Below are 15,610 nucleotides of genomic sequence, written 5' to 3'. Positions count from 1 at the left end.
CAGCGCCTCTAAACCTCTTTGTGAATAACAGTACTTAAAAATATTACTCACAAGAAAAAGTGAAGGAAATGAGAGGGTAAAAACCAATGTTTGCTCGTATTTGTATTAAATGGTTTTTATTTTCTAAAACCATAAGGGCAATTTTTGCAACCATTTTTGCAGCACGAACCACGCTTTAAAAAAAACCACTTACTAAATATCATGTAACCACTTTGCATGGTGTAGTCGAGCCCTTCAATTAAATTTTCGTTACCTCTAAATTGTTTTGCAAAGTCTATTTGGGTTTTAATAGGTTGTGTATAAACACCCTCTAAAAAAGTATTTATTTTATTAAGCGTGCACTTGCGGCATAAACAACTTGTTGCTGTGGTATCTAGCGGTAAAATAGCAGGCAGCTCGTTGCACCAACACGCTGATATATCGTCTACATTACACGTTAGAGTACTGTGGCATTGAGTGCAGTTAAGTTCAGTCATTATAATTCTTTTTAGTAACAGTGAGCCAAGAATAACAAATATTATGAATACACAAAAAGCATTAGCTGAATTTATTACATTTGGTGAGCAAAGGGACGAAGCTATATCGGTTATCGTTTCAAGCCCTGCTGATAGCAATAAAACTCATTATACTCTCTCAACCGAGGTTTTAATTGATGTTCTTAAGCGCTGTTTAAGTAACGAAATAGACTTAGATGATTTAGAGCTTTGGGCAAACGTAATTGAATCGCGAGATGACATTGATTGTGCAGAGCACGAAGGTTTTATTTATGCACTCAGTAATAGTGAGCAAATGGGGGAGCTTAACCATCAAAAGATTGAGCAAATAGTTGCGTTAGTAAAAATTTGATTTGTTTAAAAAGCGAGGTGTAAAACCTCACCTACAAAAAAACCGCATTTCAATTGAATGCGGTTTTTTAAATTGAAGACAATCGTTTTAAGCGATTATTTATGATATCCCAAGCACGTTTCGACTTCGTTTTTAGAACCTAAAATAACGGCTACACGCTGGTGGATTGCATCAGGCTGAATATCCATAATACGCTCGGTACCGGTTGATGCGATACCGCCAGCTTGCTCTACTAACATAGCCATTGGATTTGCTTCGTAAAGTAGGCGTAATTTATTTGGCTTTTTAGGATCTTTGGTGTCGGTAGGGTAAGTAAATAAACCGCCACGGCTAAGCACGCGATGTACATCGCCCACCATTGCTGCAATCCAGCGCATATTAAAGTTTTTAGCGCGCGGGCCTGTATCGCCTGCTAGCAAATCATCGATGTAGTTTTGCATAGCTGGTTGCCAATGGCGTTGGTTAGACGTATTAATGGCAAATTCGTTTGTATCAGCAGGGATTTCGGCAAAATCTTGTGTAAGTAAAAAGCTGCCTTGTGTTTTATCAAGGGTAAACATGCGCGTGCCTTTACCTGTAGTCAGCGCAAGCATTGTTGATGGCCCGTAAAGTACGTAACCTGCAGCAACTTGCTTATGGCCGGGCTGCATGAAAATGCTTTCGTCAGCGGCGTCAGAACCTTCAGGCGCTTCCATAATAGAAAATATGGTACCGACAAGCGAGTTAATATCGGTATTTGACGAGCCATCTAATGGATCAAATGCCACTATAAATTTAGCGTCTGGGTTACCTGCTACTGTGTAGTCTTCTTCTTCAGAGGCGATTGCTTTAACCGTACCTGATTCCAGTAAAATATCTTTTAACAGCTGATTAGATAATACATCGAGCTTTTTTTGAGTTTCACCTTGAATGTTTTCATCAAGGGTTGAGCCTAATACGCCAGAAAGCGCGCCTTGACCAACGCGAAATGAAATCTCTTTACATGCCGCTAAAATTGTTCGAATTAATGATAAAAGTTCTCTTGAACAACCATCTTCAAGTAATACTGGGGGGAGTCTACGCATTCTATTTTCCTGATAACGTGTTAAAACCAATCATAATGTGAGAGAGATTAGCTTAGAGCGCTGAAATTCGTCTTAAATAACTGTATTGTTTAAATAGCACCCTATAATGGGACCACCTAATCGTACTTAAAACACAAATAACAAAGATAAGATTATGAAAAAAATACCACTACTAAGTTACATATTCTTTACTGTGCTGTGCTCTATCATAACTCAAGCGCACGCAGCAATTAAGTCAATTGATGAATTTACTACGCAAATGAATCATTTTCCGGGCTATTATTCGTTTTTTTACGATACCCAAAACGGGAAAGTATATTTAAAAGTTGATAAGTTTGAACAGCAATTTTTACTGCAGCAAAGCTTGCCTTACGGTATTGGCTCTAACGACATAGGTCTTGATAGAGGTCAGCTTGGTAATACTCACCTTGTGCAGTTTGAGCGTTTTGGCGACAAAGTAATGTTACGCGCTGTAAATACTTACTATCGTGCCAACACAAGTAACAAGGCCGAACAGCAAAGTATTAAAGAAGCGTTTGCATCAAGTATACTTGCTGGTTTTAAAGTAGTCGCAGAAGATAAAGTCACAGCACTTATTGATTACACGCCTTACTTATTAAGTGATGTACACGGCGTAAGCCGCACACTTGCTGCACGTAAGCAAGGCAACTTTAGCCTTGATGAATCACGTAGTGCCGTTTATATGAATCGCTCAAAAGCATTTGTAAAAAACACCGAGCTTGAAGCTGTACTTACATTTAAAGGCACAAAACCAGGTGAATTTGTTCGCCAAGTAAGTGCTGACCCTTATGCGCTTACTGTTCATATGCATCATTCACTTATTCAATTACCAGATGATAACTACACGCCGCGCAAGTTTAATCCGCAATCAGGTTTTTGGAGTATAGAACATAAAGATTACGCAGCGCCGCTTGGTGAGTCACTGTACGTGCGTTATATACCGCGCCATCGTTTAACTAAAAAGGACTCAAGTTTACCTATTAGTGAGCCTGTTAAACCAATTGTTTATTACCTTGATCCTGGCGTTCCAGAGCCCGTTAAAAGCGCTTTGCTTGAAGGTGGAAAGTGGTGGAACGACGCATTTACGGCGGCAGGATATAAAAATGCATTTATAGTAAAAGTGCTGCCAAGTAGCGCCGACCCTATGGATATTCGTTACAACGTCATTCAATGGGTACACCGTGCAACGCGTGGTTGGTCATACGGTAGTTCGGTAATCGACCCACGTACAGGTGAAATACTTAAAGGGCACGTAACACTTGGCTCATTGCGTGTTCGCCAAGATATTTTAATAGCCGAAGCACTCGCTGCTCCTTATTTAAAAGGCAATGAAGTTGCTAAAAACTTGCAAGCAATGGCGCTTGATCGTATTCGCCAATTAAGCGCACATGAAATTGGCCACACGTTAGGTATTTCTCATAACTTTGCAGCATCGGTAGGGGATAGATCCTCAGTAATGGATTACCCACATCCGCTACTTAGTTTTAATGAACAAGGTAAGCTTGATGTAACGCGCGGCTATGCAACAGGCATGGGCGTGTGGGATACCCAAGTAATTAAATATGGCTATAGCGATTTTACTAACCAAGATGAAAGCGCAGAACTTGCTGCTATTTTAAAAGAGAACAAAGCCAAAGGCCTTGAGTTTATATCAGATAGTGATGCTCGTGCTAAAGGTGGCGCACATCCAACAGCTCATCTATGGGATAACGGCACTAATCCTTCTCAGGAGCTTTTACGAGTACTCGACGTACGTAAAAAAGCGCTTTCGCAGTTTGGTATTAATAATATTAAAACGGGCGATTCATTATCGCAATTAGAGGAAAAACTAGTTCCGCTTTATCTGTTTCACCGTTTTCAGGTTGAGGCTGCGGTTAAGCTTATTGCCGGTGTTGATTACGAATACGAAACACGCGGTGACTCACCCGTAAAAGGCGCACAAGTCGTTAATAAAAAAACACAGCAAGAAGCAGTAAACGCTATTTTTGCAACGCTTAAGCCAGGTAACTTATTACTTCCTGAATCTGTGTTATCGCTAATTCCGCCAAAAGCATATGGCGAGTCTAAATCGCGCGAGAGCATAGTTGGGCGCACAGGGTTAACGCTCGATGCAATGGCATTACCCGAGGTTGCAGTGCAGCACAGCTTGTCGCTTTTATTAAATGCACAGCGTTTAAATCGCTTAGCGCAGCAACAAGCGCGTAGTAATGACTTTTATAGTTTAGATGAGTTACTTGAGGAGCTATATAGCCAAGTGTTTAACGTGTCATCACCTAATACAATGACAGGTAAAATAACTCAGCGCGTGCAATTTTTAACAGCAAAAGCTATGGCTGATTTAGTAGCAAGCGATAGTGCAAGCCCTGAAGTGCAAGCGCAGTTACGTTACTACCTAGTTAAGTTGAGTGAAGACTTTAACCAAAACTCAATGCTGAGCCATACAAGTACTGGCGAGAGTGCGTTTAAGCAATATTTAGCTGAGCAAGTAAATCAGTTTTTAATTAAAGGGCAATGGCCAAACAACTTTAAAGTGCTGCCAATCCCACCGGGCTCACCAATTTAGAATAAAAAGTAGAAGCGCTTATTTTTAATCAATCATAAAGCAAAACACCGAGTATATTTATACTCGGTGTTATTTTATTCTAAAAACGAATACGTACACTAAGACTTTATTTGCACTAAATCGTAATCGGCCATACCAGGTACTATTGCCTGTAAGCGAGACTCGGTTACATCGAGTGCATTTAAACATTCGCAATACTCAGAAGCTTTAAGCTCTAATTGATGCGCCTTTTTTTGTAGCGACTTATCAATTTCTCTTGAGATAATATCCATGCGTTGCCCCATGTCGTTAATGCGATCTTCTATATTACCTTCGCGCGATTTAAACGCATCTCCGAGTGATACCAAAATAGCACCTAACGATCCATGCACTGCAGAGTGAATTTGCTGACTGATCTCTTTAGTAAAAAAATCATCTATTTGCGAAAGTGATTGAGGGGCTATAAAAAAGAAGTCATCGCCGCGCTTAAACTTATCCATTAGCGCGCGCTCTACATACTTTAGTTGTGTTTTAAGTACTTCAGGTTCTTTGTCTGACATACCTTCAACTACGTGTTCAATAGCGCTTAAACCTAAGTTAACACCATCGGTAGCAAGGTTTACTAATTCGGGGACTGTGTGGCGAATACCATTACTAAACTGTTCGAGTACTTTGCTTTCGTCATCGCTTAAATCAACCCAATAACCGCGAATAAATAGTTGGTTATTGTTATTAATTTGTACACGAGTCTGGCCTTTATCTAATATGCGAATCGCATCGTCAGTGATAATTAAACCATGACGTAATTCAACATCGCATTGGGCTTGAGCAAAGACACTGCTGCTTGAGAGCGCTATGGACAACGCCAATATCGAACGAGATAGAAACGCCATAAACACCTCAAAAAGACTAAAATGGAAGGCGAGTAGGTTAACAAAAAAACAACTTTATGCAAGGGAAAATAAACCTATCAACTATCTCACACAATAGCTGTATAGAGCGCAGCTTGAGTTTTTAGATACGGTTATGCTTAGCAAAATCGACAGTCCAACAAAGGACTTAGTATGAGGCTAAAGAGGTGGAATTAGCTCACATCTAAATAAGAACACGTGGTTTTAAAAATGAAGTTTAAAAAGATACAGCTATTTAGTTAATTAAGTTTTTAATAGCTGACTCCAAATTTACTTTGGAGTCAGCTTAAAAGGCTAGCGGTTAAAAGCCAAAATCTCTAGTGTGAAACTACTATTAATCGAATTGCATCAAGTTGTAACTGCGTTTTTTCAATATACGTAGTTAGGTCGTTGCGTTGCTTATCGTAGAAGGTAATTTCTTCTTGGCGAATATTCGGGTTAATTTGCTTAAGGGCAACAAGTCGTTCTTGCTCTTCACTGAGTGACGTTTGCATTTTAACAAGCGACGCTGCACGAATAACTTCAAGTTTTTCTTGTGCCATATCTTTAGCGGTAGTAATCATAGGGTGAACAGCACTTTGCAATGCACCTGCAAGTTTACTTGCTGTTTGGCGGCCAACGGCTGATAACTGCTGATTAAAGCCTTCAAATGCCACATTCTCACCTAAATTATTACCTGCTTTATCTAGCAATATACGAATTGGTGTAGGCGGTAAAAAGCGACCAACTTGTAATACTTTTGGTGCCATTGCTTCTGCAACAAAAATAAGCTCAACAAAAAAGGTACCAGGCGGTAACTTTTTGTTTTTAAGCAATGCAACCGATGCGCTACCAAAGTCGTCGTCACAAATCATATCCATGGTGCCTTGCACCATTGGGTGATCCCAACTAACAAAGTGCACGTCTTCTTGCGAAAGCGCCGTGTCGCGATCAAAGGTAACGGTCATACCGTCTTCTTTAAGCGATGGGAATGATGGGTTTAACATATGTTCAGTCGGCTTTAAGATAATGGTATTTTCGCCTTTATCTTCTTGGCTTACGCCAAATGTGTCGAACACGTTGATCATGTAGCTTGGTAATTCAAACTGATTGTCGAGTTTTTCGATTTCAGCTACAAGTGAATCTGCAGCACCTTGACCCGATGAATGTAGCTCTAGTAAACGATCTCGTCCGCTTTCCATTTTTTTACGCAATACGGCATTTTGCTGTGCTACTTGCTCAAGTAATGGATCGAGTTCGTCTTCATCGCAGTTATGCGCAGAAATATATTCAAGTAGATCATCACGGAACTCTTTATAAAGCATTTGGCCTGTTGACGAGGTAGATTCGAATGCATCTAGACCTTCGTTGTACCAACGTAGCAATACTTCTTGAGCGGTGTTTTCAAAATATGGCACATGAATGTTCACATCTTGCGTTTGACCTATACGGTCTAATCGACCAATACGCTGCTCTAGTAAATCTGGGTTCAGTGGTAAATCAAACAGTACTAAGTGATGCGAGAACTGGAAATTACGACCTTCTGAGCCAATTTCTGAACACAGTAATATTTGTGCATTATCGTACTCGTCTGCAAAAAATGCAGCAGCGCGGTCACGCTCAATAATAGACATACCTTCGTGGAATACCGACGCTTTAATTGCTTCGCGTTCACGCAGTATTTGCTCAAGGCTGATAGCTGTTTCAGCTTTAGCACATATAAGTAGTACTTTTTCGCGCTTAAGCGTTTTAAGAGTGTCGATTAACCAATCTACACGTGGGTCAAATAAACCCCAGCTTGCGCTTTCGCCTTCAAACTCTTGAAATATTTTTTCAGGAAAAAGAGCGCGGTGTGCACTTAGTTCAGGGTTTTGAATGCCGCCCATATTACCGAGAACCGACATAGCCGTTTTATACTGTTTTGGCAGTGCCATAGGGTAGGCGTGTAATTTACGACTTGGGTAGCCATCAATGCCGCTGCGGCTGTTTCTAAATAATATGCGACCCGTGCCGTGGCGATCGAGCAGCATGTTAAGTATTTCTTTACGTGCTGGTAAATCACCTTGCTGTGCTTTTTCAAGAATATCAGTAATATCGGTTTCTTTTAATAGCTCAATTAGTGTGGCTTTGGCTGTGTCGTCTAGCCCTTGCTCTTGCAGTAATTGATTTGCAGCTTCAGCAACGTCTTTATAATTTGCTTCTTCTTCTTTAAACACGTCGTAGTCGTAAAAACGGTCAGGATCGAGTAACTGTAAACGTGCAAAGTGGCTGCTGTGACCAAGTTGGTCAGGCGTTGCGGTAAGTAAAATAAGGCCAGGAATATCTTGGCTAAGCTCTGCCATACGTTGATACTCTGAGCTTGGCTTGCCGTTATTTATACTTAGGTGATGGGCTTCATCTATAACTAGTAAATCCCAATCAGCAAGCGTTGCTTGTTCAAACCAGCGTTTTTTCTTGGTTAAAAACTCAAGACTGGTAAGTACTAGTTGCTCTGTATCAAACACGTTTGGAGAATCTGCAAACGCTTCGTCGCAACGTTCTTCATCAAAAATAGAAAAGTGTAAGTTAAAGCGGCGTAGCATTTCTACTAACCATTGGTGTTGTAGGTTTTCTGGTACAACTATTAATACGCGACTTGCACGACCACTAATAATTTGTTGGTGTAAAATCATGCCCGCTTCAATTGTTTTACCAAGGCCTACTTCATCTGATAAAAGTACGCGTGGTGCAAAACGTTTACCCACTTCTTGGGCAATATAAAGCTGGTGCGGAATAAGATTAGCACGCTGACCAATTAAGCCTTTAATAGGCGATTGTTCACGTTCAAATTTATGTAACCACGTTTGGTAGCGAAGTGTATAGCGATCAAAACGATCGACTTGGCCCGCAAATAAACGATCTTGTGGTTTATTAAACTTAATAAAATGATCTAAAAAGGTTTCTTTAAGCTTGGCAGTTTCGCCGTTATCAACACGGGTGCCGTGATAACACAGTAACTCGCCTTGTACTTCAATAGACTCTACTTCTAATTCCCATTCTTCAACGCTTTTGATCACATCGCCAGGATTAAATGCCACACGGGTAACAGGTGCTTCTGCACAAGAATAAACACGGCTCTCACCACTGGCAGGAAATAATATGCTGACCTGACGGCCTTCAATGGCAACAACGGTGCCTAATCCTAAATCTGACTCTGTATCACTGATCCAACGCTGACCTAAGGAAAAATTCATGTATGTCTCGTCTATGATGAAAAAGGCGGCTATGTTACCTGTAAGCTAACACCACTGCAAGGCGCTATTTGGCTCACTTTTAATTAATTTTGTAAGTGTTAATTATTACTATTAAAACAACTTGTTTATGACTCTTTTTTAGGTAAATCAAAACTAATTACAGTTTGTAATAAAACGGACTTTTATGACAAATAGACTAAACTTACATTATGCCTTGGCAATTAAGTATTGCAGGTTTAAGTTTTGCCCGTTTTACTTAGTTATTTTGGTATAGCATAAAAATCATAAAACGTAAGGAAAGTGCTATGGAAAAAGCTTCGAACCTTGAAAGTAAAATGTATGTGCTAGATACCAACGTACTACTTCACGAACCCCTCGCTTATTTGTCTTTTCAAGAACATGACGTTGTAATTCCGATGACAGTGCTTGAAGAGCTTGACCACATAAAAGACAGAAAACACGACGTAAGCCGCGATGCGCGCGTCGCTATTCGTGGATTAGATGAAGTACTTAAAAATGCAACGCCCGAGCAAATGCTACAAGGCGTGGCGCTGCCGAGTAACAAAAAGGCAAAAGCGAGCTCTGCAGGTACCCTCATTATTGTAAACGACCATTTATTTGCCGACTCCATTTCTGGTTTGCCTGGTAACGAAAACGACCATCGTATTATTAATTGCGCCGTGTATTTACAAAAGCAGCACAGTGATTCAAAAGTTATATTAGTAACAAAAGACATAAACATGCGTTTAAAGGCCAAAGGCGCAGGGCTTAAATATGTTGAGGATTACCGTACCGATCAACTTATTGACGATATAAGCTTACTCACTAGTGGTTATAAAAAAATTGAAGGTGATTTTTGGGACCATGTAGGGGAATGTAATACGCAGCAACACGGACGAGATACGTTTCATCATGTGCCTAAAAACTTAATACCTGATGTATTTTGTAATGAATATTTACTTGATGGAGGGGATCAGTTTGCGGCGCGTGTTAAATCGTACGATAACGAGCACATAACGCTAAAAGATATTGGTGTTGAGCGTTTAATGCATCAACAAGCATGGGGCGTTAAGCCCAAAAATATTTATCAGGGAATGGCGCTTGATGCGCTGCTAGATACAAGTATTGAACTTGTTATTTTAACCGGCCCTGCGGGGTGTGGTAAAACCTTGTTAGCGCTTGCCAGCGCCCTTGAAATGGTCATCGAAAAAGGTATTTACGATAAAGTAATAGTTACCCGTAATACGCCAGAAATAGCAGAGTCCATTGGCTTTTTACCAGGCACTGAAGAGGAAAAAATGGCGCCATGGCTCGCAGCCATTACCGATACGCTGGAGGTATTGCACAAAGGCGACGAAAATCCGATATCAAGCCGAAACTACATTATGGAGAAGGCTAATGTTCAGTTTAAATCGGTTAACTTTATGCGTGGGCGTAGCATTCAAAATGCGGTGGTCATTTTAGATGAGAGCCAAAATTTAACGGCATCTCAACTTAAAACGATTATTACCCGCTGCGGCGAAGGTACTAAATTAATTTGTACGGGTAACTTGGCGCAAATAGATAGTAACTATTTAACGCCAGTAACATCGGGCTTAACGTACATAGTAGAGCGCTTTAAAAACTTTGAAGGCAGCGCAACTATAAACCTCAACGGTGTTGTACGTAGTCGCTTAGCGTCATTTGCAGAAGAAAATTTATAACTTGCGCTTAACAAATTGGCTCGATAGTCTATCGATTGATTTTCGAGCCAAATGGCAGGCAGTACATTGAATTTTTTACCTCTGAAGCATTATTATCGTTCATTATTTATTGCGCTTTTAGTGCCATTGATTGTCGCTTTTTTACTGTGCTTGCACTTATATAATATAAAGCTTGAGCGGGCGGTTGAAAAACGCGAAGCCGATTTTACGAATGTTTCAGCACAGGTTACTCACGGGATGGAGTCGGTGAGTAATCTACTCACCACCATGTTTAGCTTATACGAACAAACGACCTATCCAAAAGTAAACCAAAGCTTACTTGAGGGCATAAATCAATATGATGGTTACTATTACCGTCACTTTAGTGAGCAAGGCACTGAAATTGTAGGTAAGGGGGAGTTTGCGTTATCTACTAAGGCATTAGTACAGTGGCAACAGGCGATTGCATTAGGGCCTTCGTTTAATACAACGCTTGCATTAATGCAGTCGTTGTCTGGTGTAGCATATGTTGATAATAATGGCTTTGCTTATGTAAGCAGGCGTAACAAAAGCCAAAGTTTAATGCTTACTGAAATCCTAAATGGAAAATTTAAGCCAAAATTTGCACCAAACAAACTTACTTCAAGTCCTATTGTTAAAGTGAATGATAAATCGTATTTTGCTATTGGCCGACAACGAAGCACCGGCTCAGCCGATTACATTATTTTGATTTATGATGTTCAGGCAATTTCTGGGTGGTTAAAAAAGGTTTCACCGAACAGTGGTGAATACGTTTTTATGAACCAATCACATCAAGTTATCGCCAGCTCTAAACAGTTAATAGAGCAAGCAACAGCATTAAAAAATTATTGGCCTGATTTGGCCCAGCACCATAGTAAAAAAACAGTCTTAACTAGTGATAGTAATTACTTTATGCAGCCAATGGATGAGTTACCTATTCACGCAGCATTTTACGAGCACAAACCCCAACTAATAAGCCCAATTAAGTATGAAATACTATTAGAGTTTGCATTTTTAACGCTATTTTTAAGTATTATGTTTGGCGTGTTTTTTTGGTTAAGTCAGCGCATTTTTATTAAGCCAATGACTCACTTAATGTCGTACCTTGAGAGTAACGGTACACAGCAAGAAGAGCAGCTCGATTATAAAGTACCGCTGAGCTGGCAACCTTGGTTTTCTAAAGTGAAGCGGGTATTTACTAAAAACAAACAGTTAGTTGATTCATTACAAAGTGCAAATAAAGCTCTGGACGACCAGGTTCAGTTGCAATCAGAAAAGCTAAGCCGCAGTTACGAAGCAAAAGAGCGCCACTTGGCTTTGCTCAACACTATGCTAAACAGTGTGCCAGATCTTATTTATTTTAAAAATATTGATGGATCATTCTTAGGATGCAATAAAGCATTTGAGGCGTACATCGGTAAAGATCAAACTGCATTAGTCGGTAAATATGTAGATGATTTAGGCGATAACGATCAACAAATAAATGCGCTTGAAAAACAAGTATTACAAAATAGAAACAGTGTTGAACAGCGAATAGAAACCGATAAAAAAACGTATCAACTTACTATTGCACCTTTTTATAACGAGCACCAACATCTGTTGGGGACTATGGGTATTGGTCGCGATATTACCGAACAGCAACAAGCATTATTGGCCTTAAAAGCATCAGAATCTAAATTTAGAAGTGCGATTGAATTTGCGGCTAACTGCGTGGTTTTACTCTCGCTTGAGCACACAATATTACAAGTAAATAAAGCGGCAAGAAAGCAGTTTTCTGAACAGCCAGTACTGGTTGGTGAGCAGTTAAAAGCATTGTTTGACGATACTCAATGGCAGCAAATAAAAAGCACTTTAGCGCAATTGCTAGATGACAAAAAACGCGTATACCACTTAACGCTTGCTCAAGGGCGCTTAACAAGTTGGTTGCAACTGAGTGTATCGCTTGTATGGGATGAAAACCGCGACCCAGCTTATTACGTTATTCACATTCAGGATGTGAGCGCATTAACTAAATCAAAACTAGATGCCGAACGAGCAACCCTTGCTAAAAGTCGCTTTATAGCCAATTTAAGTCATGAAATACGCACTCCTCTTAACGCTGTTTTAGGGTTGCTTGATATGCTTATTGAGCAAGGATTAACGCAAAAGCAATTACAACAAACGGATCAAGCTAAGCATGCAGCACAAAGCTTGTTGCTAATGCTCAATAGAATGCTTGATTTTGCACGCATAGAAAGTTCGCAAACCGATTTAAAACAAGCATCTTTTAGTATGGTTGAGCTGGTGGATATTTGTGAAAGTTTAACGGCTCCATTGTGCGAAGGAAAAGGTATTGAATTTGTTATTGATATTGACCCGTTAATAGCGCCTGATTTGATATGCGACAGTATTCGCTTACAGCAAATATTAGGTAATTTATTAACAAATGCTGTTAAGTTTACAAAAACAGGTTCTATCACTTTAAAAATGGAACTTATTGAAAGCGATAGCCTAGAGCAACAGCATATTTGCTTTAAAGTAATTGATACCGGTATGGGCATAGATGAAGCCGATCAGAGGCGTTTATTTGACGCCTTTACGCAAGGTGATGAGTCTTCAACACGTATACATCATGGTGTTGGGTTAGGTTTAGCGATTGTTAAACATGCGGTGTCATTAATGGGAGGGGAGATTGCTTTAAAGAGTAAAAAAGGTCATGGCTGTGAGTTTTACTTCAGCGTTAGTTTTTTGGTTGATACCACTAAAAATACGATGTTACCGACTAATACATTGGCTATTTTATCGGATCAAAGTAAAGAGCTTAAGCAAGTAACAAATGCTTATACAGAGCTTGCTAATATTAATTTAGATGAAGTACTCAAATACCCAATTAAGCTCTCCAATACTCAGCAAATAATAATCGATGCGACCGATTTACCTGCACTTTTAAATGTTGAAGCAATTAATGATTCGTTATCAGCTAAAGAAACATCGGTAATTATTATTAATCATCAGCACACACTTAATTTACCAACAAGTGAGCATTTAGCTGCGCATCACGTTAAAGCATCGGCATTGGGACAAAGGCTATTTAGCTTGAACTCTCAGCAACAGCCTAAAGCTAGTACCAATGCCGTAATATATAATATTGCTGAAACTAAAGTTGATATATCGGGTCTACTTGTATTAGCCATTGATGATAATCAACTTAATTTAGAAATAATTAGCAGTGTATTACGCCAAGCAAACGTAAGTGTTGTTACCGCTTTAAGCGCATCTATCGGCATGGAATTATTGCAAGTTTTAAAGCCTGACTTAATATTGATGGATGTGCAAATGCCGCAAATAGATGGCTGCCAAGCTACGGCTTTAATTCGTCAACAGTTTGACGCAAAGCAACTGCCTATTTTTGCTTTAACGGCTCATTGTGAACCCGCTGATATTGAACGTTCTTTAAAGTGCGGTATGAATAAGCATTTAACTAAACCAGTTGTTGCTAAGGTACTTATTGATGCAATTGCCGATTTAAACTTAGTTAAACCAAGCTTTTTTGAAAAATCATTCGCATTAACGCAGTTTAGTATGGATGAAAAGCTCCTCAATACAATGATTGGTAAATTTGCTAATTTATGCGAAACCCAGCTATTGCAAATAGAAGAAACAACCAATAAGGATGATTTGGTACGCTTAGTGCATAGTATAAAAGGTGTAGCAGGTAATTTAGGTTTTAGACGATTGTCTCACTGCGCTTTATTGTGTGAAAGAACACTTAAAACAACTAACAAGCCTGTTGAAATAACACTGAAAGAGCTTATTATGCAGTTAGAACAGGTAATTGTTTTTATAAAAGGGGTAGGGGCTAGGGATGTCGAAAAGAGCTAAAGTACTTATTGTAGATGATGATCCAATCAACAGATTAGTACTTGAAAAAACACTTAAAGTAGAACACGACGTATTCTTAGTTGAAAGTGGTGAAAAAGCACTGACCTTTGTAAAAACTGCGCAAGTTGATTTAATTATCCTTGATGTGATTATGCCAGGAATTGACGGCTATGAAGTGCTTGTGCAACTTAAAGAAAATCCGATAACTCAATCGATCCCCGTTATATTTATATCAGCTAATCGTAGCCATGACGACGAAGCTAAGGGCCTAGAGCTCGGTGCTATGGATTATATCACCAAGCCATTTAGCCCTTCTATTGTGCGTGTTAGGGTTCGTAACCAATTACTTATAAAGCAAAAAAATGATCTGCTAGAAATGTTAGCCTCAATCGACGGCTTAACTGAAATCCCAAATAGACGCTACCTAGACGAAAACTTAGCTCGTGAATGGCGCCGAAGTAAACGCAGTGGAACCCCGCTATCAGTGTTACTTATGGATATAGACCACTTTAAGCGTTACAACGATTGCTACGGACATCGTGCTGGTGATGAATGCTTAAAGGATGTTGCACAAGCACTCGCAGCTCAATGTGAACGTGGTAGTGACTTTATAGCTCGTTATGGTGGTGAAGAATTTGCAGCTGTATTACCTGGAATGAATAGGCATGAGGCTATGGAGTTTGCTAACAAATTACGCAATGCTGTAAATGCTTTGAATATAGAACATAAAGGCTCATTAAATGCAGACCACATCACTATTAGTATAGGTATCGCCACCACTCAAAGTGGTAAAGTGTATGCTGAGCAAGCGTTATTAGAAGAGGCCGATTTAGGCCTATATGCCGCTAAAGATGCAGGGCGAGATAGAATAGTTGCACTCTAAAAACTTAATATACAAAAACGCCAATATTCATATATTGGCGTTTTTGTATCAAACTACTTTTTATTGGTTACTGCGTGATCATACCTAAAGCGGTTTCACCAATGCCCACTAACTTATCATTTTTAAATACAAGTGGCGTACATTCATCTTTCGTTGTTTTAGAATCTGAATGCTTGCTATGAGTTACATAAAAAAGTACTTGGTATACATCGTCATCTTTTTTTAATAGCTCTGTGAAATTAGGCGTTTTTAATTGCGTCAAAACAGATTGGTAACTGCTATCCATTTTTAGCTCTGATATAACTTCACGATTATTTTTATGTTGTGCTTGCCAGCTAGATGAATTCTTACCAGCCCAATGAGTCTCAGCTTCACCATCTGATACGGCAATAACACAGCCTGTTAAAAATGGAGCGATTAAAGCGGCTGCTAAAAGTGATTTTTTCATTTTTATTTACCTTAATAAGATTTTTAATTGGTTATTAGCTGTATTAAAGCAAAGAGTAGACCATATTTATAAGTTGTTATTAATCAGTTTGTTAAGTAGGTTAAGCTGTTTTTATCTAA

General features: G+C 39.4%; 10 protein-coding genes. 5 read left to right on the top strand and 5 right to left on the bottom strand.

From position 1 onward, the window contains the following. Positions 1-116 precede the first annotated feature (116 nt). On the bottom strand, positions 117-476 hold the full coding sequence (locus tag I6E82_RS13390; RefSeq protein ID WP_197118082.1) for a DUF5522 domain-containing protein: 360 nt from the start codon (positions 474-476) through the stop codon (positions 117-119). A 43-nt stretch (positions 477-519) separates the two neighbouring features. On the opposite strand from I6E82_RS13390, the gene I6E82_RS13385 reads away from it, so the two are divergent. Next, positions 520-846, top strand: a complete 327-nt coding sequence (locus I6E82_RS13385) for a hypothetical protein (RefSeq protein ID WP_169060639.1) — start codon at positions 520-522, stop codon at positions 844-846. A gap of 95 nt (positions 847-941) precedes the next feature. Here I6E82_RS13385 and I6E82_RS13380 read toward each other — a convergent pair whose 3' ends face one another. Beyond that, on the bottom strand, positions 942-1,910 hold the full coding sequence (locus I6E82_RS13380) for a class 1 fructose-bisphosphatase (RefSeq protein WP_007376783.1): 969 nt from the start codon (positions 1,908-1,910) through the stop codon (positions 942-944). A gap of 154 nt (positions 1,911-2,064) precedes the next feature. Between I6E82_RS13380 and I6E82_RS13375 the strand changes: the two genes are divergently transcribed. After that, complete coding sequence (locus tag I6E82_RS13375) at positions 2,065-4,494, top strand: zinc-dependent metalloprotease (RefSeq protein WP_197118081.1); 2,430 nt, start codon at positions 2,065-2,067, stop codon at positions 4,492-4,494. Between the two features lie 98 nt (positions 4,495-4,592). On the opposite strand, the gene I6E82_RS13370 is transcribed toward I6E82_RS13375, so the two are convergent. Together I6E82_RS13370 and rapA are read right to left on the bottom strand one after the other, a co-directional pair. Further along, the gene (locus I6E82_RS13370; RefSeq protein ID WP_007581974.1) at positions 4,593-5,366 is read right to left on the bottom strand and encodes a YggN family protein; all 774 of its coding nucleotides are present in this window, start codon (positions 5,364-5,366) and stop codon (positions 4,593-4,595) included. Positions 5,367-5,701: 335 nt separating this feature from the next. Beyond that, positions 5,702-8,596, bottom strand: coding sequence for an RNA polymerase-associated protein RapA (rapA, locus tag I6E82_RS13365; protein ID WP_010553308.1), 2,895 nt, complete (start codon positions 8,594-8,596; stop codon positions 5,702-5,704). 305 nt (positions 8,597-8,901) lie between these two features. On the opposite strand from rapA, the gene I6E82_RS13360 reads away from it, so the two are divergent. From I6E82_RS13360 to I6E82_RS13350, 3 genes are read left to right on the top strand one after another with little or no spacing between them, the layout of a single operon-like run. Next, positions 8,902-10,299 carry a PhoH family protein gene (locus I6E82_RS13360; RefSeq protein WP_024609043.1) on the top strand — a complete coding sequence of 466 codons (1,398 nt, stop codon included), beginning with the start codon at positions 8,902-8,904 and terminating at the stop codon, positions 10,297-10,299. A gap of 51 nt (positions 10,300-10,350) precedes the next feature. Then, positions 10,351-14,160, top strand: coding sequence for a PAS domain-containing hybrid sensor histidine kinase/response regulator (locus tag I6E82_RS13355; RefSeq protein ID WP_197118080.1), 3,810 nt, complete (start codon positions 10,351-10,353; stop codon positions 14,158-14,160). Continuing rightward, positions 14,144-15,043 (top strand): diguanylate cyclase, encoded by a 900-nt coding sequence (locus tag I6E82_RS13350; protein WP_007581985.1) that lies wholly within the window; start codon positions 14,144-14,146, stop codon positions 15,041-15,043. Before I6E82_RS13355 ends, I6E82_RS13350 begins: the two co-directional genes overlap by 17 nt. Positions 15,044-15,110: 67 nt before the next feature. Here the strand turns inward: I6E82_RS13350 and I6E82_RS13345 are convergent, their stop codons facing one another. Continuing rightward, entirely contained in the window at positions 15,111-15,491 is a 381-nt protein-coding gene (locus tag I6E82_RS13345; protein WP_007586943.1) for a DUF3192 domain-containing protein, read from the bottom strand. Positions 15,492-15,610: the final 119 nt, after the last annotated feature.

The sequence above is a fragment of the Pseudoalteromonas sp. NZS11 genome, from assembly GCF_015864765.1.
Classification (GTDB): domain Bacteria; phylum Pseudomonadota; class Gammaproteobacteria; order Enterobacterales; family Alteromonadaceae; genus Pseudoalteromonas; species Pseudoalteromonas arctica.
This window is presented reverse-complemented; position numbering and strand designations above follow the sequence as displayed.